This is a genomic window from Aeribacillus sp. JST-2, assembly GCF_056032925.1.
The window spans coordinates 36085-61840 of sequence record NZ_JBVVUU010000007.1 but is presented as its reverse complement, the minus strand read 5'-3'; the positions used below and the strand labels follow the sequence as shown (position 1 = coordinate 61840).

General features: G+C 39.5%; 22 protein-coding genes and 2 pseudogenes. 5 read left to right on the top strand and 19 right to left on the bottom strand.

The features are described from left to right. Positions 1-4: 4 nt before the first annotated feature. From AC0KTX_RS05815 to AC0KTX_RS05805, 3 genes are all read right to left on the bottom strand, one after another. Complete coding sequence (locus AC0KTX_RS05815; RefSeq protein WP_474251294.1) at positions 5-958, bottom strand: AAA family ATPase; 954 nt, start codon at positions 956-958, stop codon at positions 5-7. 154 nt (positions 959-1112) lie between these two features. Beyond that, positions 1113-1280 (bottom strand): Spo0E family sporulation regulatory protein-aspartic acid phosphatase, encoded by a 168-nt coding sequence (locus AC0KTX_RS05810; protein WP_474251293.1) that lies wholly within the window; start codon positions 1278-1280, stop codon positions 1113-1115. A 551-nt stretch (positions 1281-1831) separates the two neighbouring features. Further along, a complete protein-coding gene (locus AC0KTX_RS05805) occupies positions 1832-2383 on the bottom strand; it encodes a thioredoxin family protein (protein WP_474251292.1) in 552 nt (183 codons plus the stop codon). 531 nt (positions 2384-2914) lie between these two features. On the opposite strand from AC0KTX_RS05805, the pseudogene AC0KTX_RS05800 reads away from it, so the two are divergent. After that, positions 2915-4149 (top strand): annotated as a pseudogene (locus tag AC0KTX_RS05800) (MFS transporter). A 638-nt stretch (positions 4150-4787) separates the two neighbouring features. Here AC0KTX_RS05800 and AC0KTX_RS05795 read toward each other — a convergent pair. From AC0KTX_RS05795 to AC0KTX_RS05735, 13 genes are all read right to left on the bottom strand, one after another. Beyond that, complete coding sequence (locus tag AC0KTX_RS05795; RefSeq protein ID WP_474251291.1) at positions 4788-5438, bottom strand: cyclase family protein; 651 nt, start codon at positions 5436-5438, stop codon at positions 4788-4790. Beyond that, a complete protein-coding gene (locus AC0KTX_RS05790) occupies positions 5392-5691 on the bottom strand; it encodes a hypothetical protein (protein ID WP_474251290.1) in 300 nt (99 codons plus the stop codon). The genes AC0KTX_RS05795 and AC0KTX_RS05790 overlap by 47 nt, the downstream gene beginning before the upstream one ends. Before the next feature lie 113 nt (positions 5692-5804). Next, a complete protein-coding gene (locus AC0KTX_RS05785) occupies positions 5805-6215 on the bottom strand; it encodes a GtrA family protein (protein WP_474251339.1) in 411 nt (136 codons plus the stop codon). A 388-nt stretch (positions 6216-6603) separates the two neighbouring features. Then, the gene (locus AC0KTX_RS05780; RefSeq protein WP_474251289.1) at positions 6604-7398 is read right to left on the bottom strand and encodes a cytochrome c oxidase assembly protein; all 795 of its coding nucleotides are present in this window, start codon (positions 7396-7398) and stop codon (positions 6604-6606) included. Then, positions 7395-7895, bottom strand: coding sequence for a DUF2243 domain-containing protein (locus AC0KTX_RS05775; RefSeq protein WP_474251288.1), 501 nt, complete (start codon positions 7893-7895; stop codon positions 7395-7397). Before AC0KTX_RS05775 ends, AC0KTX_RS05780 begins: the two co-directional genes overlap by 4 nt. 426 nt (positions 7896-8321) lie before the next feature. After that, the gene (locus tag AC0KTX_RS05770) at positions 8322-9941 is read right to left on the bottom strand and encodes a glycoside hydrolase family 43 protein (protein WP_474251287.1); all 1620 of its coding nucleotides are present in this window, start codon (positions 9939-9941) and stop codon (positions 8322-8324) included. Positions 9942-10095: 154 nt separating this feature from the next. Continuing rightward, on the bottom strand, positions 10096-11595 hold the full coding sequence (gene xylB, locus AC0KTX_RS05765; protein WP_474251286.1) for a xylulokinase: 1500 nt from the start codon (positions 11593-11595) through the stop codon (positions 10096-10098). A gap of 98 nt (positions 11596-11693) precedes the next feature. Then, a complete protein-coding gene (xylA, locus tag AC0KTX_RS05760) occupies positions 11694-13016 on the bottom strand; it encodes a xylose isomerase (protein WP_474251285.1) in 1323 nt (440 codons plus the stop codon). Positions 13017-13259: 243 nt separating this feature from the next. After that, on the bottom strand, positions 13260-13796 hold the full coding sequence (locus tag AC0KTX_RS05755) for a GNAT family N-acetyltransferase (RefSeq protein WP_474251284.1): 537 nt from the start codon (positions 13794-13796) through the stop codon (positions 13260-13262). Between the two features lie 101 nt (positions 13797-13897). Next, positions 13898-14083, bottom strand: a complete 186-nt coding sequence (locus AC0KTX_RS05750) for a hypothetical protein (RefSeq protein WP_474251283.1) — start codon at positions 14081-14083, stop codon at positions 13898-13900. Positions 14084-14565: 482 nt separating this feature from the next. Then, on the bottom strand, positions 14566-15117 hold the full coding sequence (locus AC0KTX_RS05745; protein WP_474251282.1) for a glutathione peroxidase: 552 nt from the start codon (positions 15115-15117) through the stop codon (positions 14566-14568). 290 nt (positions 15118-15407) lie between these two features. Continuing rightward, a complete protein-coding gene (locus AC0KTX_RS05740) occupies positions 15408-15647 on the bottom strand; it encodes a hypothetical protein (RefSeq protein ID WP_474251281.1) in 240 nt (79 codons plus the stop codon). Positions 15648-15825: 178 nt separating this feature from the next. Continuing rightward, on the bottom strand, positions 15826-17163 hold the full coding sequence (locus tag AC0KTX_RS05735) for a methyl-accepting chemotaxis protein (RefSeq protein WP_474251280.1): 1338 nt from the start codon (positions 17161-17163) through the stop codon (positions 15826-15828). Positions 17164-18129: 966 nt separating this feature from the next. Between AC0KTX_RS05735 and fdhD the strand changes: the two genes are divergently transcribed. The 3 genes from fdhD to AC0KTX_RS05720 are packed head-to-tail and all read left to right on the top strand — an operon-like array spanning position 18130 to position 22338. Next, the gene (gene fdhD, locus AC0KTX_RS05730) at positions 18130-18918 is read left to right on the top strand and encodes a formate dehydrogenase accessory sulfurtransferase FdhD (RefSeq protein ID WP_474251279.1); all 789 of its coding nucleotides are present in this window, start codon (positions 18130-18132) and stop codon (positions 18916-18918) included. A gap of 14 nt (positions 18919-18932) precedes the next feature. Next, the gene (gene fdhF, locus AC0KTX_RS05725; protein ID WP_474251278.1) at positions 18933-21875 is read left to right on the top strand and encodes a formate dehydrogenase subunit alpha; all 2943 of its coding nucleotides are present in this window, start codon (positions 18933-18935) and stop codon (positions 21873-21875) included. Next, on the top strand, positions 21868-22338 hold the full coding sequence (locus AC0KTX_RS05720) for a helical membrane plugin domain-containing protein (protein ID WP_474251277.1): 471 nt from the start codon (positions 21868-21870) through the stop codon (positions 22336-22338). The genes fdhF and AC0KTX_RS05720 overlap by 8 nt, the downstream gene beginning before the upstream one ends. 855 nt (positions 22339-23193) lie before the next feature. Here AC0KTX_RS05720 and AC0KTX_RS05715 read toward each other — a convergent pair. Beyond that, a pseudogene (locus tag AC0KTX_RS05715) lies at positions 23194-23709 on the bottom strand (IS256 family transposase); the annotation flags it as partial. A gap of 18 nt (positions 23710-23727) precedes the next feature. Here AC0KTX_RS05715 and AC0KTX_RS05710 point away from each other — a divergent pair. Then, positions 23728-24030, top strand: coding sequence for a DUF5085 family protein (locus AC0KTX_RS05710; RefSeq protein WP_474251276.1), 303 nt, complete (start codon positions 23728-23730; stop codon positions 24028-24030). Between the two features lie 287 nt (positions 24031-24317). Here the strand turns inward: AC0KTX_RS05710 and AC0KTX_RS05705 are convergent, their stop codons facing one another. Next, complete coding sequence (locus tag AC0KTX_RS05705) at positions 24318-24860, bottom strand: D-lyxose/D-mannose family sugar isomerase (protein WP_474251275.1); 543 nt, start codon at positions 24858-24860, stop codon at positions 24318-24320. An 18-nt stretch (positions 24861-24878) separates the two neighbouring features. Next, positions 24879-25730, bottom strand: coding sequence for a class II fructose-bisphosphate aldolase (locus AC0KTX_RS05700; protein WP_474251274.1), 852 nt, complete (start codon positions 25728-25730; stop codon positions 24879-24881). Positions 25731-25756: the final 26 nt, after the last annotated feature.

Genomic DNA, 25756 nt, shown 5'->3' with positions numbered 1-25756 from the left:
TGCTTCACAACGACCTCGCAATGGGCACTGGGAAGTTATTCAATATTTCCTTTATGATCAGTTCCGCTTTTTTTCCTTCATAACGTGCCTCTGATGTTAAGATTAGGCGATGAGGCAAAACATATGCCGCCAAATATTGAACGTCATCAGGGATGACATAATCTCTCGCATGAATAAAGGCATAAGCTTGGGATATTTTCATAAGCGCAATCGATCCCCGCGGGCTGACGCCCAAGTAAACGGAAGGGTGGTTCCGTGTTTCATTAACGATTCCCACGATATACTGTTTAATCGTATCATCAACGTAAACGTTTTTGATTTCCTCTTGGAACGCAAGGAGCTCTTCCTTTTCAATCACTTTTTCCAATCTGTTCAACGGCTCCCCTTTTTCAGCTCTTGCAAGAATTTCTATTTCATCGGGAAATGAGGGATACCCCATTTTCAGTTTGATTAAAAACCGATCCAATTGGGCTTCTGGCAAAGGATATGTTCCTTCATACTCAATCGGATTTTGCGTCGCCATAACAAAAAACGGTTTTTCCAGCGGCATCGTAATTCCATCAACGGTAACGCTTCCTTCCTCCATCCCTTCCAACAAAGCCGACTGTGTCTTTGGCGAAGTGCGGTTGATTTCGTCGGCCAGAATAATGTTTCCCATAATCGGACCGGGACGAAATTCAAATTCAAGGTTTTTCGGATTGAAGATAGAAACTCCTGTTACGTCGGATGGCAGCAAATCAGGTGTAAATTGTATTCTTTTAAAATCAGCTCCGACAGATTTAGCTAATGTCTTTACCATCATAGTTTTTCCAACGCCGGGAATGTCCTCTAATAAAACATGCCCTTCTGCAAGCAATGCTGCCAAACTTAAAATCGATAGATCGCGTTTTCCCACCATTACTTTTTCGATATTTTCCACAATTTTTCCTATTTTTGGATGCATCGTCTCCCCCTGCATTTTCGGCCTCCTAGTGAAAGAATCTGTATCTATTATACAATTGCCCAGCGTCCAAAAAAAATGATCCGCTTCCGATCTTTTTAATTTTCATAATCATGCAAAAATAAAACATATAAGGATGTTTCCCGTTTTGCTTATTTTCGAAAGAAGGCATTTAAGCACGTTTATCCTTCAGTTCCTTTTGATACTCATGAATCAGCTTGTCCAGTTCTTGGCTTGTTTTCAGCACGGCTTCGGACATGTATCCGTATTTATTTGCCAAAGTCATCATATATTCGCGTTCTTTTTCAATCTTTATGGCTAGACTAGTCAATTTGTTCATTTTCTTCTAACCACCGTTGTTTAGTTTTAATTTTATAGTACCATATTCACACGAATTATGTAATCATTTGTAATTTATTGAAGAAATTTGTTACCTAAAGCAACCATTTAGCGACATAATTAACATATTACTTGTCATTATAACAGCAATTATTTTTTTTCATAATTTTAAAAGCGGACGTAAGGCTTTTTGCCGGCATCTTTTTTTCTATATTTGAAATATTGGGGAAATTGGACAGTTATTTCATCACAATCGCTGACAATGTGATGAACACTTTTGCAACAAAGCAGCTTTTATCATTAAAATGGGATTCAAGCAAACAACGAGTTCGATTGTATATCACATTCAGATGATCAATTGCACATTGGCTAAAGGGATGGAAAAAATCAGTCTTGCAGTGACAGATACGGCCAATTGAGCAGTTCTAACAATAGAGTATTTTAGTGAAAAGCAGAGTGGAGCGCCTGTATTTATACCGGCTCAAAAACTATGGCAGTTGATTCGCAAAGGGGTACCTGAGCTGAATCCTTCAACCCAGGCTTGTTGACAGGTTATTTCCATTTAATGCTGCAGCCCATGCTCGGTTTTTGTTCAATTTTTAATTCTTCGCCTTTTAATATCGCATCCAAGGCAGAACGAAGCGATTCCCCGGTGACAGGTACATCATTGGATGGACGGGCGCCATCAAGCTGGCCGTGATAGACGCATGTAAAATGACGATCCAATATATAGAAATCGGGTGTGCATTGGGCTTTATAATCTTTTGCCACCTGTTGGCTTTCATCATATAAATAGGGGAACGGAAAATGAAACTCTTTGGCCACTTCTTTCATTTTTTCAGGTGAATCATCAGGATAGGCCTCCGCATCATTGGAGTTAATCGCAAAAAACTTAACTCCTTTTGGCAAATAATCGTTTGCCAGCTCCACTAGTTGCTCACGGACATGCTTCACGTATGGGCAATGATTGCATATAAACATCACCACATTGGCAACGTCCGATTTTTCTTCTTCCAATGAAACATCATTCCCGGATACAACATCTGGAAGTACAAATCCCGGCAATTTTTTCCCGATTACTGTCATATCCGACACAGCAGCCATGTTCCATTACCTCCTTCCAAAATGTTTAATTTATTTTACCATAGTTTTCGGTTTTAGGTAAAAGGCGAATGCATTGTTTTCAAAGCTCTCCTGCGCTGAATATTCCGCTGCCAAGCGCGGTTCCATTTGGAAAGCAAACGAGTATTAAATTGTTTCAAGCAAACTGACCTGACGTTAGAAAGATCATTCAATAACGGTATGATTAAGCAGCATAGTTGAAACATTCGGAAAACTCCCTAATTATCCATGAAGGATGACCATTCTTCTAAAAATCGATGGATCTATAGATATTAGTTAATAGGAAAAAAGGCCAAACTCCAAAAAGAAAGCTTTGTACAAAAAATGTTTTATGTTAATATAAACGTGCAAGTATAAGATTAACAGGTCATCAGATGACCTGTTAACCAGTTATGATTGTGCATACTTTTCAAAAGGGGGAGATAGAACGATAAAACAAAATCTTTACAAAAATATGAAAGCGTTTTAAATAAACTTTTTTGAAATATTACTTTAAAAGAAAGGGAGAAATTTATGGACAAAGGGAAATGGAGAATATTAATTGCAAGTTTAGTAGGAAGTGCCATTGAATGGTTTGATTATTTTTTATATGGGACAGTAGCTTCATTGGTTTTTAATCAATTATTTTTTGTTAGCGACAATCCTACAGTTGGTCTATTAATTGCTTACACTTCTTTTGCTTTGGCGTTTTTCCTCAGGCCTGTCGGCGGCATCATTTTCAGCCATATCGGCGACCGCTTGGGCAGAAAAAAAACATTGGTCTTAACTCTTAGTTTAATGGGAATTTCAACATGACTTGCTTGCGGTTTATACAAGGGTTGGCCCTTGGAGGCGAATGGGGAGGTTCTGTTTTACTAGCAGTTGAATATGCTTCAAAAAACAATCGAGGTTTATTTGGAAGTATACCGCAAATGGGGATTTCTTTAGGATTAATTTTAGGAACGCTTGCTCTTTCCGTTCTGTCGCTTATGCCTGACGAACAGTTTATGTCATGGGGTTGGCGAATTCCGTTTCTATTAAGCGCATTGCTCGTTATTTTCGGATTATGGATCCGCAAAGGAATTGACGAAACACCAGCGTTCAAAAAAGCTCAACAGAAGGGGGAAGTTTCCAAAATTCCATTAGTGGATACTCTTCGCTACCATTGGAAAGAGGTTTTGATTGCAATGGGGTCCAAAGTCGTGGAAACCGGACCATTTTACATTTTCGGAACTTTCATTGTTTCCTATGCAACGACTATTCTGAATTTTGACAATACGGATGCATTAACGGCCGTACTCATCGGATCCATTGTCGCAACCATCATTATTCCAATAGTCGGAAGCCTTTCAGACCGCATCGGAAGAAAAACAATTTATATAGGCGGCATTATGTTGACCATTCTATATGCATACCCGTATTTTTGGATGCTGCAGCAAAATTCTGTGTTTTTATTAATTTTGGCAACCGTCATTGGCCTTGGTATTATTTGGGGATCTGTAAATGCTGTTCTCGGTACAATGATGTCGGAAATTTTTTCTGCCAAAGTTCGGTATACCGGCATATCATTAGGTTATCAACTTGGTGCTGCCGTAGCCGGGGGAACTGCTCCATTAATTGCAACCGCTTTATTGGCAAAATTTAATAATTCTTATATTCCCGTTGCCAATTATATTATTTTAGCAGCTCTCATCAGTTCAATTGCCATTTGGGCTGTAAAAGATAAAGGCAACAGAGAGTTGGATGAAAAAATAGAGGCAAACGTTTAAATTTTTGAAAGCCACGGATCGCCGAACTGACATAAAAAAAAACACCTGTTCTGCCTGTTTCCTGAAATCGCTGGGAAACAGGCAGCGACAGGCTGATGAAAGATTTCGGACAGAATCCTTTGAAGTCGAGTAGAGAATTTTACACGGGACACTGTACAAATTTAAAAAACATTGTAAGCTTGTGAAAACAAAAAAACCCTTGACTGCCCTAAGACATTTGGGAAGCAATATCATTTGTTTACACTTTCAAGCTGGAATTCTTATCCATTCTATCAACTAAAATAAACAGGTATTACTTCAGAATATTGCCTATCAGAAAATAATAACATTTCTGTTCGTAAAAAGACTGAAGCCATGGCTGACCGCAACTTGATCTTCCATATCTAAATCTTCTCTTTTTGAAAACCCTAAAGCCTTGGGAAACGGGAATAAATATTCTTTTGCATCGATCCTTTATTTTCCTAATCTTCTATTGTTCTGCACAAAGGCAAACTACAGGATCAAATTCATCCATTCCCGATGACAGACACTTTCATGACCTAGACGAAGTTATTGCCGAAATGATTTCCACACTCGAACAGCTGACAGCGCCATTCACACTGCCTCATTTTGCGATTCGGATTCGTCCAATACTATGGCTATTCCGTTTTCATCGCTACCGCTCGGACAGGCGATCCGTCCAATCCCGGCATTTTCAGGGGCAAGGCAACGATGAACGGGTCTTCAAACGTAATTTGATCAAAGTTGATAAAGTTTTCACCGATGATGCCATTTTCCTTTGTAATGCATTGATGTGCTTGCAAATGTTCGCCAGTTGGCGGATCAATGTTTAAAGCATCAATAAAAAATGTTCGTACACCTTGATCAAGCAAAGCTTGAACCATCTCAGCATCTAAATACGGATGCCGGAAATACAGCGGATCGCCGTAATACTTCGACCAGCCTGTATAAAACAAGGCAATCGTCCGCTGTTTTAGCTTATGCAAATATGGTTCAACATCCTTGAGGGTAATTCTTTCCTCCGGTTTTTTTCCTGTAACATCAATTAACACCCCTGTTCCCACAAAATATGAAAGATCCATTTCATCTATCGTTTTTCCGAATGCATTTATATGAAACGGAGCATCAACATGTGTTCCGGAGTGGGAACCGAATTTTATCCGGCTGACGCAAAAACCGTCTTTTTCAAAAGAAGCCGCTTGCTCAATGTTGATCGTTGGATCTCCCGGGTAAACGGGTGTGTCAACGCCAATTGGCATTGATAAATCGACAATTTTCGTAATATTCATGAACATTCATCCTTTCTTTGAATTGCGTCATAAATCTAAATTTTTCTGATGCCATAACCCCTGATGGCAATGGTTCTCCGCCAATAAACCCGTTCACACAACATGGATAGCCTTCTCTCAATCGCTCATTCTGGCCGAGATGATCCTGTTGACAATGGTCAGAGTAATGGAAAATATTAAACTTTCCCATTTCAAAACATTCCAACTCCAGATATTCAATAGGCGTTTGCCAATGATGAAGCTTTTTATGCAAGCTGAATCTTTCTCCAAAATTTTGAATTACTGGCTCATTAGCAACGAGCCATATTCTTTGGGCCGGGCTTTCGCTGCCGGCAAGAATCTTGTCTCACCACTGCTGATTTCATTTTAGCCCACTTCTTTATTGACTTCATCCTTAAATACCCAGAGGCGGCTTCCGATAAAGGTAATGGCCATACCGCCAATAGTAGCCGCCACTTTACTGGAAAAGAGAGACAATCCCCTGCTTTCCTGAAGGAAATATAGGAGAAGAAAAGTGAAGACAGACGCTGCAGCGTTTAAAACGATAAATCGAAACATCTCTTTGAGATCAGCTTGTTGTTTTACTTGAAACGTCCAAACTCTGTTCCATACATAGCTGTTTGCCATACCCGCAGCATAGGAACAAATTTGCGCTAAAAGATATTGGATCCCTATAGTAATAAGAAGAAAAAACACCCCGAAATCGACAAGGGTATTACTTGCTCCAACAGTACAAAACCTTAAGGCGATCACCATATTTTCTTTCATTTTCCGCATAATTCGATACCTTTTCACTCTGCCGTTTCACCCTTAGGCTATCCTTCAGAATATATAACGGTCGATTTTTTGCTTTAATCTAAATTTTGCCAATATATTCGCCGATCACTCCCACAATATTGAGAACCATTGCATTAAAAAGAGCAGCATCATCAAGAGAAGTTCAGCAGGTGACCGTCAAGCCGGTAAACAGTTGCAAACACAATACAACAAACGATCCTTCCAAATAAAAGAAAGAGGCCAATGTTTGCACTTGACCCTACATTGACAAATAGCAGTGTGTCCTTTTTTACACCTCCTGCACAAGAGGGATATGATCATTACTTCTTCTTATTTTCATTTTCCATGAAATCCGATAAGCAAAATTTTTGAAAACAAAACGAGCCAACTAATGAATTTTCGGAAGAACGGACAATGACCTCGGCCAGGAAGCTTTATACCACTGATAACAAAGAATAATGATCATCACGATATCAACGGCATCTCCTCCGTAATACATCAACATTCCGCCAAGTTGGGCCTGCTCTTCACTTACGCCGCTGGGCGGATGTGCATAAATGTATTTGGACAATATGCTGTGGCAGGCAGCGGCCAGCACAAAGACGATTGCCCGAAATATGAAGCCGAATCGATGAGGTGTCGGATCGATAGAAAGAAATGAGGCCGTAAAAACGTAGCCTGCTAGGAAAACGTGAATGTGCACAAACAAATGGAGAAAAATGTTGGCATGCATTTCCGCATATAAATCGGTTGTATAAAGCACCCACAGCCCGCCGATATTGAGAAAAGATGCTGCAATCGGATGGCTAACAATCCTAACATACTTGCTCCTTAACACAACTGATAATTTTCTTGCTGTTTTCACATTGAGGGTTCTGAAAAGAAGCGTCATCGGGGCGGCAAGAACCATAAAAAGCGGGGCTAGCATCCCGAGAAGCAAATGAACGATCATGTGCGCCTTGAAATCGAGATGGGCTTGCTTTGCAAGAGGCCCGGTAATGGCCAAGACGGCTGAGATCATCCCTAAAGTCCAAAAGACGATACGGAAGAAAGGCCATTTTTTATGACGGATTCTTGCAGACATTGCAGCAAACAGATAAAGAAGCCATAACAATCCAAACGAAAGCGCCCAACAAAACTGAATAAACGCTTCGATATTGTGAATGATGTGGTGGTGATTCATTTGATTGGCTTCTCCCTATTTTTTGTCATCCTCTGTTTGGCCTGAAAGATGAAAATCATTCCAATGAAAATCATGACGGCCGCTGCAATGTTCCATATTAAGTCATAAAGGAGAATATTGACGTTGTAACGAATTTGATGTATCCGCATCATTTTGTGCTGGACAATCCCATCGTATAGTTGAAAGGCTCCTGCTCCAAGAAACACTCCTCCTCCCCACAAGACGAGGTGCAATGCGTTTCGCCGCCTGAGGTCGGCAAACATAAACAATGACCCAATGGTTGCAAACCAACTGAAGGCATGAAATATGCCATCCGATACGAGGCCGATATCCGTTGTCGATTTGTCGTAAAAATGGTGCCAATGCAAAATTTGATGAAAAACGGCTTCATCTACAAAGGCGATAAAACCAATGCCCAATAATATACCAGACCATATATTGCGCGCAAAGCAGACAGAGGGAATAAATTGATTTGAATTGTTCATTTTAGCAGCCATAAGATTCTCCTTCGTCATACATATCTCGATTTATCCAGATTCATCCCCTTTACATCTTCCAGTTTAACCCATATTTCAATGGGATAAACAAAAGAGAAGCTTCATTCCCTATTCAGTTTAAAAACTGTTTTGCCCAAAACAGCAGCCCGGCAAAATTCCGCAATGGACAAACACAATAAAAAAAGGGAGCCTCCGATTAGCCTTCATACATACTAGACCGGAGAATACTCCCTGTTTCTCAACAATCAAAAGGTTGGACATCCATACTAGTAAACTATCCGGCATAGACTGCTTTTGCACTAACCTTTCTTAAAAGAAGATAATCGCCGACAGAAACGAGATCGCTAAAGCTAGAGCCCGTTTCCTTTGCAAGAAATAAACCGCAGATGATGCGCGCTTCCAACATACTTTTTGATAAACGTGTGATTAATCGTTTTCTCCCGCAGGCTTGTAAACAAAATAATCAAAATCAGCGTGTTTCCTTTCTCCGGATGTGTCTTGGCATTGCATCCCGACGAAAGCGCCTGTAAAAAACCCGCCTCCTTGAATGTAATCATCGGATAATTTATAAGAATAAAATGGAATTGGTATTTGCGTCCAGTTTTCTCCATCAAATGAATAGGAATAATGGTATATCGTTGTTTTTACATCGACTCTTAAATAAACATATTCCACATCATCCGGCACGACAATTTCATTGCCTCTTAACGGCTGATCAAATGTAAAATGATCACAGCTCATTAGCTCCAAGATTCTTCCTTTTTCCTCATTCCATGATATTTGCAGAGATGTCCAATTTTGCGTATTATAATAATTCACCAATCCGGCCGATTGCTGAAAAGTTTCCGGTCTGAACGCAAGCTTCGTTTCCGCTGTAAAATTGAAATGCTGCCAGCGCCTTGCGACAAATGCTTGAGTAAATTTGGACGTTAGGGATTCTCTTCCATAAAGGCGCAAATGGCCGGGATTGTCTGTTAAAGATAAAATGTCTTTTCCCAACGGAATGCGCAGCGTCTGAAAATGGGGATTAAGGGCTTCGGAATCAAAGTCATCTTTTTCAGGAAACTCTTTTTCCCATTTCACTTCTTTCATATTTGGCCCCTCGATCTCAACGGAAGGCTGGTTCCCGCCTACAACATACGGCCAATCATTTTTCCATTCCAACCTTTGAATGGCCGTTTCCCGACCCAAAGGGCAATAACCGCGATGTTCAAGCAGCGGCTCGTTGTTTTTCGGCAGCGGCCGACCTGTTAAATGAACGAGAAACCACTCGTCTGTATGTGTTTGAACAATGGAAGCATGCCCTGCTTTTTGCAATGGATTGCGGGGGTACGGCCACGAAGTAATCAAAGGGTTATCCGGATGTCCTTCATACGGCCCCCAAAGATGTTTGGAGCGTGCAATCATCGCCGCATGTTCATACCGGGTTCCACCTTCTGCCGTCAACAAATAATAGTATCCGTTGAATTTATATAAATGCGGCCCTTCTGTCAGTTTTAAATCTGTTCCCTTATAAATGATTTCTTTTTTCCCTACAAGCTTTTGTTCAACCGGACTGTATTCTTGAAGTACAATCCCGTAAAAATTATGGTTTCCGACCCGATGATCCCAATACATGTTGACTAAATATTTCTTTCCATCATCATCATGGAACAATGATGGATCGAAGCCGGAACTATTTAAATAAATAGGATCAGACCACTCGCCATCAATCGTTTCACAAGTAACAAGATAATTATGGCAATCTTTCCATCGGCCTTCCGTCACTTTTACATCTGTATAAATCAGCCAGAACTTCCCATCAGCATACGATAAATGCGGCGCCCAAATTCCGCCTGAATCCGGATTTCCCAGCATATTCAGCTGACTCAAGCGGTTTAACGGTCTGCTGGCCAGACGCCAATTCTTCAAATCTTTCGAATGGAAAATTCTCACTCCCGGAAACCATTCAAAAGTTGAAACGGCAATATAATAATCTTCCCCTACGCGGCAAATACTCGGGTCTGGATGAAAACCGGTTAAAATCGGATTTTTAATTTTTGGCATTTTCTTCACCTCAAACATTTTTTTACGGCAAACCGTGATGATGCATAAAATTTTGTGTAAAGCATGTTGTTGGACCGCTAGAAAAAAGAAGGGGTATTTCTCTGATTGAACCCAAAACATACTCGAGAAAGGAGGAGTTGTTGTTGACCGAAAATTATTTTCGAAAACTTTTTAATTTGGCGTTCAATTCTTTTGTTTGTCCATATATTTCTTGATAAACAGCAAACAATTGATGATATGTTTCTACATTTTCCTGATTCGGTTCGTAAACTTTTACTTCTTCTAAAAATTCGTCCGCACATTCATCAAGGCTGCTAAACCAGCCGCATCCATAAGCAGCCAGCATCGCGGCTCCCATGCCGGGACCTTGTTCACTTGCCAACTTCACAATTTTGGCATTATAGATATCGGCTTGCATTTGCAGCCATGTTTCATTTTTTGCCCCACCGCCAATGGACACAACGGTATCGATCGTTTTTCCGTTCCGGCGGAAAATGTCAATCGATTCATTTTGGGAAAACGTAATCCCTTCTAAAACGGCGCGGACAAAATGCTTTCTTGTATGTGAAGAATCAATTCCTATAAAACTGCCGCGAATGTCGGCATCAGGATGCGGCGTCCGCTCGCCGACAAGATAAGGTGTAAACAGCAGCCCGTCACATCCAGCTGGGATCCCCTCAATTCCGCTCAAAAAATCGTCATAGCTTTCTTTTTGGGCAAAAGCCTCTTTAAACCAACTTAAACTAAAACCTGCCGCTAAAGTAACTCCCATCGTATAATAGGCATTCTCTTTTCCATGATTAAAATAATGCACTTTCCCTCGAAAATCCTTTTCGCCGCTTTCCTCATACGAAAGAACAACTCCGGATGTGCCAATGCTGCAAAGTGTTTTCCCGTTCGACAAAATGCCTGCCCCAATTGCGCCGCATGCGTTATCGGCTCCGCCGGCAAAAACTTTTGTCGTTTCTTTTAAGCCGGTTTTTTCAGCAAACTCTTTTGTGATCGTCCCCACAAAATCGCTTGATTCCACTAAAGGAGGACAAATGGCTGGATCAATTTGGAGAAGATCGCAAATTTCGGTGCTCCATTTTTTATTAGAAATATCTAACAACAACGTGCCCGCTGCATCGGAATAATCCATATGGATCTGGCCTGTCAGGCGGAACCGCAAATAATCTTTTGGCAGCAGAAATACATCGATTTTTTCAAAAATATTCGGTTCATGCTTTTGAACCCATAAAAGCTTTGGCAATGTAAAACCTTCAAGCGCTGCGTTTTTGGTTATGTTAAGCAGCTTTTCTTTACCGACTATCTCGTAGATTTGCCGGCACTGTTCCGTTGTTCTCGTATCATTCCATAAAATGGCCTTCCTGAGCAGTTGTTTATTTTTGTCTAAAATCACAAGCCCGTGCATTTGCCCGGAAAAACTGATCCCTTCAATATCGGCTGGATCTCCGTCAAATGACGCAACCAATTCTGACAATGCCGATGTTGTCTTTTCCACCCATTCTTCCGGATCTTGCTCACTATAACCGGACTTCTCTTGAATCAACGGATATGATTTGGCCGTTTCACGAACGACCGCACCTTTTTGGTTCACTAACAAAACTTTCACAGAACTTGTGCCCAAATCAATTCCGATTACATATTTCATAAATCATCTTCCTTTTTTTCAAAACTCTTTTTTGTATCGAAAAAGAGCTGAACCCATTTGATGACGAGTCCAGCTTTTTTCTTTTTTTCAGTCATTGGCTAATTTGCAAATGTCGTCAGTAAATATTGGTTGATCAATGCTCTCAATTGTTCGACTCTTCCAGATTCATTTTTAATTTCCGTTAAGGAAAGCGCATGTTTTTCAAGTGTATGGAAATCAGCCCTTCCTTCCACAATGTCGCGGCCAATTCCTTCTGAAAAGCTGCTATAGCGTTTTTCAATAAAGCTATCAATCACTTTGTCTTCAATGAGTTGATGCGCCACCTTTAAACCGACTGCAAAACTGTCCATTCCGGAAATATGGGCATGGAATAAATCCTCCGGTTCAAATGATCCCCTTCTAACTTTTGCATCAAAGTTTAAGCCGCCTTTTCCGAGGCCGTCATTTTGAATAATTTCATACATTGCCAGTGTGGTAGAATATAAATCCGTCGGAAATTCATCTGTATCCCAGCCAAGCAGCATATCTCCTTGGTTGGCATCAACAGAGCCGAGCATGCCATTGATCCGTGCAACTCTCAGTTCGTGTTCAAACGTATGTCCGGCTAATGTCGCATGGTTGGCCTCAATGTTAAATTTAAAGAAATCTTGCAATTCATATTTTTGCAAAAACGACAGACCGGTTGCGACATCAAAATCATATTGGTGTTTTGTCGGTTCTTTCGGTTTCGGTTCGATTAAAAACTGGCCTGTAAAATCAATTTCTTTCGCATACTCCACAGCCATATGGAAAAATCTCGCTAAATTGTCTAGTTCTAATTCCATATCGGTATTTAACAAAGATTCATAACCTTCACGGCCGCCCCAGAAAACGTAATTTTCCGCATTTAATCGTTTCGCAATTTCCAATCCTTTTTTCACTTTGGCGGCGGCATAGGCAAAGACATCGGCATTGCAAGAAGTAGCCGCTCCATGAACGAACCGAGGATGGGAGAACATGTTTGCTGTATTCCAAAGCAGTTTCGTTTTGCTTGTTTTCATATAGTCTTCAATCATGGAGACAATGACATCCAAGTTTTCATTTGTTTCTTTTAATGAACTTCCTTCCGGCGCAATATCCACATCGTGGAAGCAAAAAAATGGCACATTTAATTTTTCAAAAAACTCAAATGCCGCTTCAACACGCGCTTTGGCCAAATCCATCCCTTTGAATTTGCTCCACGGCCTCACCATATTCCCGTGCCCAAACGGATCAGTTCCTTCAAACGTAAAAGTATGCCAGTAAGCGACACCGAACCGGAGCCATTCTTCCATTGTTTTGCCGCCAACGGTTTCATTCGGATTATAAAATTTAAATGCCAACGGATTTTTCGATTTCGGGCCTTCATATTGAATTTTGGAAACGTTTTCGAAATACGCCATTCAAAATCCTCCTCACATTATTAAATTATCATAGTACAAAATGACAAGATAAAAAAAGCCATCTGTAAAGCAAACAAAAAATTCTATGAAGATTATAGCACAAATCATCTTAGTTTGTCTATTTTATAAACAAAGTTTTTAAAAAAATAGAAAGAAGCGATCCAGCTTTTATTTTTAACAATGAAAACAATCCTAAAGAAGATACGTGGACGAAACAACTCGATTTTGCTTCCGCCTTTTATTTCAAGATTGCTGTCTTTCCAGCCACTCATTTTCCAAAATGCTCATCTCCCACAAGCTCCAATACTTGTCCCCGAATTTGCTGCAATCTCTGGCCAAACCCTCTTTCTGAAAACCAACTTTTTCATAACAAGCCATTGCCGTTGTATTAAAATCAAAAACGCCGAGGCTGACTCTGTGTAAATGGAGCTGATCAAAGGCGATTTTCAGTACTTCTTGCACCATCCTCTGACCTATCCCTTGTCCTCTCAAGTTTTTCTTTCCAACCAGTACCTTACCGATTCTTGCCGATTTATGTTTCCGATCAATTTTCCCTAAAGAAATATGGCCGATTGCCTTTCCCGTTTCTTTTCGTATCGCTTTATATACAAAAATACCGGCTTCAGGATAGTTGGCATTCTCAATATACTTTTCCAGCTGGCTTTCAGTCAGCGGATAATCAAATTGGTTTCCTACCCATTGGAGCAGTAGCTTCGGCGAATCAATCCAGTCCATCAATTGTTTGAAATCTGCACGCTCAAAATATTTTAGTTCAATCATTGCTCTCATTTTCCTCTCTTCACATGAATTGCCGCTCCTTTTTCTAATAGGATTTTTATTCGATCCCATTTTTCGCAAACGACCGTCTGTTTTAAAAGATTTTATTGGACAACATCTTCTTGGAAAAAATCGTATTTTTCGAGCATTTCTTTATATGTTCCGGCGTCTTGAATAAAATCTATGTGACCGCTGTAACAATACTTATGTTTCAAACCGTTCAGCTGATCCAAATACACGAGATCTTGTTCCTTGAACCATTCGCCACAAGCAGAGCAACGAATCTTCATACCGCCACCTCGAATAGGGATACTAATGATTCCTAATTATACCATATAGGAAAAGAACTAACCATTCGATTTTGATCCATTTGTGTGAATACCTCCCCCAACAATTCAGTAAAGACTTCATACATTAACCGCTGAATCCGTTCCTCTAGTTCAATCAGATTTTTTGTATTCTTTATTAGTTCGTATATTTTTGATATATTTTTCTCCATGAGAAGGCCATTCGCCGAGCAAGCGTACATTTATAATAGAGCGCCTTCTCTTTTTTTTTCAGAAAATAGTCCCGAGAAATATTTTACACATAGTTTCAATGAAATTTTTATTTCTCGTTAAAAAAAATACAGAAAGGCTCTTGTTCGTTTTCATTTAATTTGCAAAAAGCAAATGGATTTGTCACGCTGCATCCATAACGGAAAAAAGTTTTCAACCGATTTTTTGGCGGCAAAAATAAACCGGCCGAACAAAAATGCGACTCGGCCGGAACGTTAGTTTTTTAGCAATTTTTGAATATCCTGTTCAAAATCGGGCGGTTCATCCCAAGGTTCATACCGATTCACCACTTGGCCGTTTTCATCAATTAAAAATTTTGTGAAATTCCATTTAATATCATCACCAACGAGCCATTCAGGGTATTCGTTGGCCAATTTTATTTTTAACAGCTTCTCCGCCATATTCGATTCATCAAATCCGCGGAACGGCGCCGCCTGTTTCAAATAATCGAATAAAGGGTGAGCTTCCTTACCGTTTACAAGGATTTTAGAAAACATCGGAAACGTTACGCCATAATTTAATTGGCAAAACGAAGCGGCATCTTTACTCGTTCCCGGTTCTTGTTGGTCAAACTGGTTGCATGGAAAGCCAAGAATTTCAAATCCCAACTCTCGATACGATTCATAAAGCTTTTGCAACTCTTCAAATTGGTATGTAAATCGACACTTGCTAGCGGTGTTCACCACTAAGAGTACTTTTCCCCGAAACTCTGCTAAAGAAATTTTCTCACCGTTTGCTTTTTCTGCTGCAAATTGGTAAATAGACATGGAAAACACCTCTTTTAAATAGTTATTAGGTTATAATTATTATAATATAAAAATACGCTTGAACAAAAAAATTGCTTCCAACAATAGAAAGCTTCCATGTGAATTCCAAGTTACGGCAGCCGCCAGACACTGACTGCATATTTTTCCGTTTTCCTTTTGTCCGCTGCTCTCTACCTCCAAAAAGAACAAAAAAATCCCCGATATATCTCCACCTTCTAAGAGGAAGCAGACATATCCGAGGAGCTCGAATTCCGCCAATATATATAGTTAAACCGGCAAAACACCCGTTTTTATAAAGTATTTGTTACATACGAAGTTTTGGCAGGAACAATATCATCAATTTGATTAAACATAAAACACTCAATTGTTTTGGTGTCATCCACATATACGAGCAAATTTTTTTCTTTTTGATCAAACTGAAGCAATCTTCCGTAAATCGTTTTTCGACCGCTTTTCTCAAACGTCACTTTCAAAACTAATAACCGATTTTCATTCATCCACTCTACGAACTGATGAAAAAATTTTTCCATGTATAACACCCCCCAAAAACCCCTCAAAGAAAAAGCTCTCTTCTATTTTCAAGCAGCTCTCCCGTCCAAAGCATTTCATGCCGACATCTTTTTTTAAATCACAAAGTATTCGAATGTTATGATTTATATCACATAAGTTTCGTCTTCAAAAAAAACCTTCTGTTTTTTATCGGCAATTTTACCTGTGGTTAACATTCTCCGTAAATTTAAATTGACTCAAATCTCCTTGCAAATCTTGGGACATTTTATTCAACACTTTGACTGAAGACGATATTTCTGTCATGGAAGCATTTTGTTCTTCCACTGAGGCGCTTATCGTTTGAATGTTTGCGGAAGCTTGTTCTGCGATCACAGACATATGTTCAATCATTTTGACCATTTGTAATGAACTTTGATTTACTTGTTCGATGATGGCGGAAACTTCTTGAGTTTGCCGGGTTACTTCTTCAATATCGTGCGCAATTTCTTTAAAGCTTTCGCCCGTTTCGTCCATCATATTTAAACCGTCTTTCACAATGGCTCTTCCTTGTTCCATTGAATGAACTGCTCTGCTTGTTTCAACTTGAATATCATGAATGATTTCTCGGATATTATCAGCTGCATCCGCTGATTGTTCAGCTAACTTCCGGACTTCATCCGCTACAACTGCAAACCCTTTCCCATGTTCTCCAACTCTTGCAGCCTCTATCGAAGCATTCAGCGCCAATAAATTGGTTTGATCGGCAATTTTTGTAATAATCTCTACTATTTCCCCAATTTTTCCGGATTTTATTTCAAGCGAACAAATAATTTCTGATGTCTGGCCGACTGATTTTTCAATATCTTTCATTTGATTCATCGTTTTCACAACCATATTATTGCCATTTTTCGCTTTCTGGTTAGTCAAATTGGTCGTATTAGCCACCGACTGAATCGATAGTGTTGACTGTTCCGCTTGTTTTGCTATGTCTTTTGCCGAGCGGACTAATTCGGCTGCACCTTGCGATTGTTTTTCCGCTCCAGAAGCAACTTCTTGAATGGATGTTGTAATTTCTTCAATCGCTTGCCTATTTTCGTCCGCGACAGAATTCAACTGTTTGGCGTAATCTGCCACTTTTACGGATGCATTAGCTGTTTTTTCTATCAAACTTCTAAGATCCACGATCATAAGATTAAAAGAACTGGATAACCGCCCAATTTCATCTTTTGAATAGTGATCGATCGATACCGTCAAATCTCCATCCGCAGCCATTTTGATCGCTTGTTCAACTTTTATCAACGGCCGCAAAATGATCCATCGAACAAATAATGTAATCATGGCTGTTGTAATCAAAAGGGATACGATTGTGTTCACATACATCCCGATGCTTCCGGCAATATATTGTTGGATAACAGAGTGTAAATAAGCTGAAAGTGGAGAACTAATGATTAAGCTGGCTAAAACAGCAACAATCATTTTAAAAAGCAAACCCCGCCGAACCTTTGGAAGATTTAACATTTGGGAAACATTTGCCAGCGTTTTCGATTTTCCCTCCATTTTTCTTTCTCTCCTTTTCATGAAAATAGGCAAAACGTTTCTATACATTTTAAAATGCTTACGATAACCGCTTTTCCCCGCTTTGTTTTCCCTGTACAAAAAATATGAACGTTCCCGTCTTGTTTATTTGCATATTGATTCTTTTTGCCAATTTGATAAGCACTGCCGCAAATTAACAGCTTTACGAAAGGATAAAAATAGCAAAGCTTCAATTATTTTATTATCTATAAAATAATTTATCACTTTCGACATTTTTCTACAACAATAAGACAAAAAAACTCTAATTATGTCGAATTTTTTGATTCTATGACAACAAATTAAAAAAATATCTATAGAGAGAGTATGCTGGAAAAGGAGGGTTTTTTAGGAGAACCGCTAAAACCGCGGAAAATGAGAAGAAATATTTTTATAAAAAAGGAGAGCACATCCTTTGCCCGCTCTCCTTTTCATTCTCTTCATGTCCCAATTTTTATATATTCCAAACATGGGCAAGTATCGTTTTTGACTCCAAATTTGTTTGCGGTTGAGCTTATACAAATCAAGCATTCATGATAGTATTTTCACGTAAAAATAAACCATAAAACCCTTACCCCTTCAGTGCCCCACCTGTTAACCCTTTGACAACATATTCTTGCGAGAACAGGTAGACAATAATCATCGGCAGGCTCGCCAACGTTAAGGCCGACATTAAACCGGGGACATTCACCGAAAACTCTCCGTAAAAGTCTTACAATCCAAGCGGCAATGTTCTATTCTCAGGACTGGCAATTAACACAAGTGCAAAGATAAACTCATTCCACAGATGAATAAAATCAATAAGTGCCAAACAGAAACAGCAATCCCCCTGATTCGCAAAAATCAAAATTTTTTGATAAAATTGTTTTATCCAAAATTAAACCATTCTGATGGATGGGAGCGGTTTCCACAGAAATCTATCTTGTAAATTGATAAAGGCAGGATTAAAAAATGGAAAACGACTTGATTTGTAAACGGGAAGTTGTCAAGATTTTTCCCCATCATTCAGAACAAGTGATGGATGAAATAGCAAAGGAATATCCCCTTACACTTGTCGTCAATGATGAGGAATTTGCAACATTGGTTTGTTCACCTTCTCATATAGAGGAACTGGTTCTCGGATTTCTTGCTTCAGAAGGTGTGATTCGGACGAGAACAGATTTGAAAGCGTTGCAAATTGATAAGGACAAAGGATTTGCATACGTTCTATTGGAGAAACCGGTTCAAGGACAAAAACAGTTTTTATCGAAGCGGTTTATCGGTTCTTGCTGCGGCAAAAGCCGGCAGTTTTATTTTTACAATGACGTCAAAACGGCGAAAACCATTATGAAAACAACAACTGTTTCACAGGCTTTCTGTTTTCGTCTAATGGAGATGCTGCATGAATCGTCCGGTGCTTTTCAAAGGACGGGCGGACTTCACAATGCAGCACTTTGCACAAGAGAAAAATTGCTGTTTTCATTTTCTGATATTGGACGCCATAATGCATTAGATAAACTATATGGCTACTGTTTGCTTCATCAAATCACTTTAACGGATAAAATCATTGCTTTTAGCGGGAGAATTTCTTCTGAAGTTGTTTTAAAGGTTGCTAAAATCGGCTGCGGCATCCTTCTTTCGAAATCGGCGCCAACCGATTTAGCTCTAAAATTAGCGGATGATTTAAACATCACAACAGTAGGATTTTTGCGTGAAAACAAAATGAACATTTATACACATCATCATCGGATTACAAAATAACAGGGGGAAATCGTATGGGGAGAATAACTATTACGCTAAACGGTGAAAAAAGAACGGTTCAAAAGCATCAAACACTTTTGCAATCTCTTCTCGACGAGCAATTAGAAGTGCCGCATGTTTGTTTTCATGAAAGTTTAGGTCCGATTCAAACTTGTGATACTTGTGTGGTGGAAGTAAACGGGGAATTGACAAGATCCTGCAGTGTTCAACCTAAAGACGGATTAGTCGTAAATACAGAAAATGATCGAGTAAAAGAAGCACAGAAATCAGCGATGGATCAAATTTTAAAAAACCACGAATTATATTGTACAGTTTGCGATAACAACAATGGGGATTGCGTCATTCATAATACTGTAAAATCACTGGGGATTGAACATCAAAGGATTCCTTACCGCGCCAAACCGTATGAAGCGGATTTTTCCGGATCGTTTTACCGCTATGACCCGGACCAATGTATTTTATGCGGCCGTTGTGTGGAAGTTTGCCAGGATGTTCAAGTAAATGAAACGTTATCAATTGACTGGTCTCGGGAAGTGCCGCGCGTTGTATGGGACAATGACGTGCCGATTGATCAGTCCAGTTGTGTAAACTGCGGCCAATGTGTCACTGTTTGCCCCTGCAACGCATTAATGGAAAAATCGATGCTGGGGGAAGCGGGGTTTTTAACAAACATTCAACAGGGCACTTTGCGATCCATGATTGATTTAACGAAGGAAGTGGAAACCGGCTACGGGACATTAATGACCGTATCGGATACAGAAGCTTTGTTGCGGAAAGAGCGAATTAAAAAAACAAAAACCGTTTGCACTTATTGCGGGGTTGGATGTTCTTTTAATATTTGGACAAAGGGAAGAAACATATTAAAAGTAGAGCCGACGCCGGAATCACCGGCAAACGGAATTTCTACCTGCGTCAAAGGAAAATTTGGCTGGGATTATGTAAACAGCAACGAGCGGCTGACCAAACCGTTAATTCGTGAAGGCGATTATTTTAAAGAAGTGGAATGGGATGAAGCGATTCAATATGTCGCCAAACGTTTTCAGGAAATAAAAGAAAAGCACGGTGCTGATGCATTAGGATTTATTGCATCTTCCAAAGCAACGAACGAAGAGTCTTACTTGCTGCAAAAATTTGCTCGGCAAGTCATAGGAACGAACAACGTTGATAATTGTTCAAGATATTGCCAGTCACCGGCCACAATTGGCTTGTTTCGAACCGTTGGGTACGGGGGAGATGCCGGATCTTTTTCAGATATCGCCTCTTCCGATCTCGTCATCATAATTGGGGCTAATACAGGGGAATCCCATCCGGTTTTAGCTTCGAAAATCAAGCGGGCACAAAAATTACACGGGCAGAAGCTTCTCGTCTTTGATTTGCGGAAGCATGAAATGGCGGAACGGGCGGACATGTTTGTCAGGCCAAAACCGGGAACAGATCTCGTTTGGCTGTCGGCTGTGACTAAATACATCATCGATCACCATTGGCATGATGAAGTATTTTTAAAAGAACGGGTCAACGGGTTTGAGCAATACAGAAGAAGTTTGGAACCATTTACATTGCAATATGCAGAAGAAGTTACGGGAATTTCCCAAGAAACATTAATCAAAGTGGCGGAAACCATTCACCAATCCAAAACAATGGTTATTTGCTGGGCAATGGGGGTCACACAGCAACAGCGCGGGAGCGACACAAGTACAGCGATCTCCAATTTATTATTAGTGACAGGAAATTACGGTAAACCGGGAACCGGGGCTTATCCACTGCGAGGACATAACAATGTTCAAGGCTGCAGCGACTTTGGCAGCATGCCGAACTATTTGCCCGGATATCAATCTGTGGCGGATAGAGAGGTGCGAAAACGTTTTGAAAAAGCGTGGGGCTCTCCATTGCCGGAAAAGATCGGAAAAGACAATCACCAAATGGTAAAAGCAATGCACGAAGGAACGTTAAAGGCACTGTATGTAACAGGTGAAGATATGGGGATTGTAGACGCCAATATCAATCATGTGGCAAGCGGCTTTGAAAAATTGGAATTTTTCGTTGTGCAAGACTTATTTTTAACCAAAACGGCCCAATATGCCGATGTTGTCCTGCCGGCAAGCCCCAGCCTTGAAAAAGAAGGGACTTTTACAAATACGGAACGGCGGATTCAACGGCTTTACGAAGTTTTGCCACCGCTTGGCGATTCAAAACCAGACTGGCAAATTTACTGTCTATTGGCTCGAGAACTGGGCTTCAATTGGGATTACAAACATCCGGGTGAAATTATGGAAGAAGCAGCAGCCCTTACACCACTTTTTGCAGGTGTATCCTATGACCGGTTAGAAGGGTTTTCAAGCCTGCAATGGCCCGTTGCAAAAGATGGAACTGATTCGCCGCTTCTTTATAAAGAACGTTTTCCTTTTGACGATGGAAAAGCGAATCTTTATCCGCTTCAAGTCGATTACTTGTATGACGTTGATGAAGAATATGACCTCCATGTCAATAACGGCCGATTGCTGGAACATTTCCATGAAGGCAATATGACCTATAAATCAAAAGGAATCCGCCGCAAAACCCCGAATGCATTTATCGAAGTTTCCGAACAATTGGCAAAAGAGCGTGGCATTCAAGAAGGAGCCCTTGTTAAACTGATTTCGAAATACGGTTCTGTAAAGGGGCGGGTTCACATTACAGATCGCGTACAAAAACATGAAATTTTTATTCCTTTAAATGACAATGGCGAAACAGCAATCAACCGATTAACAGGCAATCATACGGATCGGGAAACAAACACACCAGCCTATAAAGAGCTGGCTGTAAAAATGGTGGTTCTGGAAGAAAAAGGTGAATCCCCAATTCGACCGAACAACCATCGAAACGGAAAACGAAACCCACAAATAGGTGTACAGGTAGAGAAAAAATGGAAACGAAATGATTATTCCTTTCCGGGAAGCAAGGTGAACGTACATGGCTAAACCAATTACTACGATAAAAAAACTGGAAATATCCAATGAGGAGAAAAGAAAACAAGCTATAACGGAAATTGAACAAGCCCTTACAGATAATAAAGAAGCCGTATTAGAAGGAATAACATTTTTAGGAAAACTCCATGATTCTGGTCTTTTGGAAATTGCCAACGCTCTTTTAAGCAACAGACACCAAATACTGGAAAATGTAATAAAAGAAGCTGGCAAAAAACCGAATATCGATATTCTTAAAAATGCCGCAAATTTATTTATGCTTTTAGGAACGATAGACATTGAAAAACTAAAGCTGATGACGGAAAAGCTCGATGCAGGAATGGCGGAGGCTGCCGCAAGCATCAACGAAGACAAAACAACATCCATTTTCCAATTGATCGGCGCATTAAAAGACCCGGACATCAATCGTTCGATCACCATGCTGCTGCAATTTTTAAAAGGAATGGGAAAAGGTTGAATGGATGGATATAAAAAAAAATCGGGCGTAAAAAATGGCGCCCGATTTTTTTCGTATTGCTGAAATTACCATGTTGTCAATTATTGCTTGATACGCCTGTCTCATTACTAGTAGCGGCAACAAATTGAACGAGGATAATTCCATCATATTAAGAATCAGTTTTGCTATGATCAAGGCTTTAACATATACGAATATCCACAGATTGCTTGCCCATTAAAAGCGAAATGCACGAAAGCAAAGGGAAACCGTCAAGTTCACTGGAATAATTCTTCGAAGAAATAAAAGCGATGGCAAAACAGCCCTTGAATGTGAAGAGAAAGCCGCCAGCTACACTCAGTGGAAAACCAAGTAGAAAGTGTGTTCAGTCGCAACAAAGGCAATGGCAGTTCCGCAGCTTTTCTTTACGGGGGCCGACAAAGTACATGTCGAATTTGGGATTGTGGCATTAGCCCACAACATACTGAAAACTGCAGGCATACGCCAGCTGCTTTCAGAAAAAAATCGAAAACATACAAAAGCAAGCGGAAAGAGACGACCTATTTTTCTCCACTTGCTTCATTTTAAAGAATTATGGGGAATCCCCACCAATGAATTATTTCAAATTTTTCCTTTTTTTGGAACCTATGTTTGAATTCTTTATTCTCATATTTAAGATTTTAAGATAAGTATTTTTTCTTCATAAACTTTTTCGGCAATTCGGTACCGTCAAGAATTTTGTGTAATGTAAGATAGATAGGGCATCTCTGAAATGGATTTAGAATAGAAAGGGTCTGTTTCTTCCACACAGGAGACTGAAAATTCAGTCTCTTGTGTGGAAAAGGAGATACCCTTATTTTGTTTATTTGCAGTATTTGGTTAATTGTAACGTTTTTCAAACATTCGCTGAGGACTTCCTGTGCTTCGGCAAATCCTAGCAACTTTCGCTCTGCCCATTTCTTATTAAAGTCTTTGATCGTCAAATACACTACTTTTTCCGCAGCTTCTAAACTGTTCAAACTGGTCATCGGCTTGAGACGTTTCCGAATCTCCTTGATCGTTCGTTCGATGGCATTGGTCGTGTAAATTACACTTCGAATACTGCCTGGATAATCCATAAATGTAAGGAGGACATCCAACTCATTGACCCAAGATTGAACTTCTCTTGGATATTCTGGATCATTTTGACTCAAACTGTTGAAACATCTCCAGTGCCATTGTTTTATTCGGAGATCGATAAATGAGTTTCAAATCTTCCGCCATTTCGAATTGGTCTTTTTTCCGTACACGGCTGAGTGTGTTGCGGACTTTGTGAACGACACAACGCTGTACGTCAGCTTTCGGATAAACCGCCTTAAAGGCTTCCTCTAAACCCGGTAGTCCATCGAATACGCCTTTTCTTCAATTCACAACGTGCCGATGGATGAAATGGTAAATGCCGAGTTCTTTATGCCTATTGAAGAGGATAGTATGGAAGGTATGAAAGAAATGTATTTCCATAGCTTTTATGCTATTGAAAATATGCTCTCGATTTGTTTATATGACGATTTTGAAAAAAATACGGAAATAGATTACCACATGTTATTGGACTATATGGAACAAAATAATTTAAGACAAATTACGCCTTTCTTTCATGCGATAGCTGGTGATGAAACATTTCAGTACGTTTTTATTAAAATGGGAGTATCCGATAAATCATTCCATATTGTTATTTAACAATTAGGTATCAAAACTTAGAAGGATTTTTCTTGACATACCTATTTTTTTTAATTAATGCCATACTAATGGTTATTTACGGTAATATGAATTAAGCCATTGCTGCATTCCTCCTGCTGCTGTTTTCTCCACTGTTTACCTTCGAAATAGGAAGCAACATGGCTCTTTTTCTATTTCTCCTTTTACACAATCATATGAACTTAACTTTCCATATATTTGAGTATGCGCAATAAATCAAAAATCTTCCTCTTAACGTAAACAGAGGCATTCTAAATCCAAACATCCATCTATAAGCTTTTTTCCGGAATTCTTTTTACTCTTGGATCCGTAAATACATCCTCTTCATCAGTGCTCCTTGTGGAAAATTCGGTGACAATTGCTCCCTCCTTTCCAGCTTTAAACCAATGAAAGGTATTCGGAAAAATCGTATATTGTTCACCAGGATGCAAAACGATTTCCTTAAATACTGTATAATATTGTTCATCTCCTTCCGGCGGTTGAACAGCCCGATTTTTCGTCTCTTCTCCTTCTACATATAAATAAACAGTGCCAAATCTGCATCTAAAAGTTTCCTCTTTGCCATCATCAAATTTTCTTTTCGGATGCTTATGCTCTGGACAAGTTTGATTTGGCAGCAATACAATTTCTTTTGCGCATACCTTTTGAGTATTTACATATGTTATAAGTTGCAACCCTGTATTCTCAATTTTCCCTAAACCAAAATCAGCAATTTCCATATTTTCCTTCTCTTCGTTGGTCAGAACAATATTGGCTTTTTCTAACATATCTAGTACTCTTTTTTTCACACGAGAATATTCCTCAAAAGTCATTTTTTCACCTTCCATCATCTAATTATTTCGGAAAATTTTTATTACTGTTCTTAAATCTTGTTCAATGACTTTTTTCGCAATAAATGTTAATTCATGATAAAAAACATTATTGTTTTTATTGATATATTCTTTGATAGCCTCTGCAGCATACTTCGCAGAATAACTATAATAATTAATTTTTCTGACACCTGATTCGATTGTTTTCAAATATTCTTCTTTACTTAATCCTGATCCACCGTGCATCACAATAGGTATTTTGGTTAAATCGTGTAATGTTTTTATTCTTTCATAATCAATGTTTGGCTGTGACATATAAATTCCATGCACTGTTCCAATCGAGGCTGCGAGTGCATCAATATTCGTTTTTTCAACAAAATCTTTAGCCAAATGAGGATCTGTCAGAATAGAATCCGAAGTTATATGGTTTTCAGTTTCTTCTCCACCAATCCCCGAAGAAGTAATAACACCTAACTCAGCTTCAACAGAAACATTAAATTTATGAGCAAATTCCACTACTTCTTGAACAGTTTTCACATTTTCATCATATGGTTTATGTGAAGCATCGATCATAACAGAAGTAAATCCAAGATTTATCGCCTGTTCTATCAGCTTTATATCAGATCCATGATCTAAGTGGACAACAACAGGTACATTAGCTTTTTTCGCACAATTGACTAATATCGGTCCAATAAATTCCAGAGGCATTACACTGCTATGAACTTCTGCATGAGCTAAAATAATAGGAGTCTGCAATTCCTCTGCAGCGTCTAATGCTGCCCTTAACGATTCGAATGTCGGAACATTAAAAGCACCAACAGCATACTGGTTTTTTTCTGCATCTTGTAATACTTCTTTTAATGTAACTAACATTCCAGTAATCACACCTTCCCTTATCA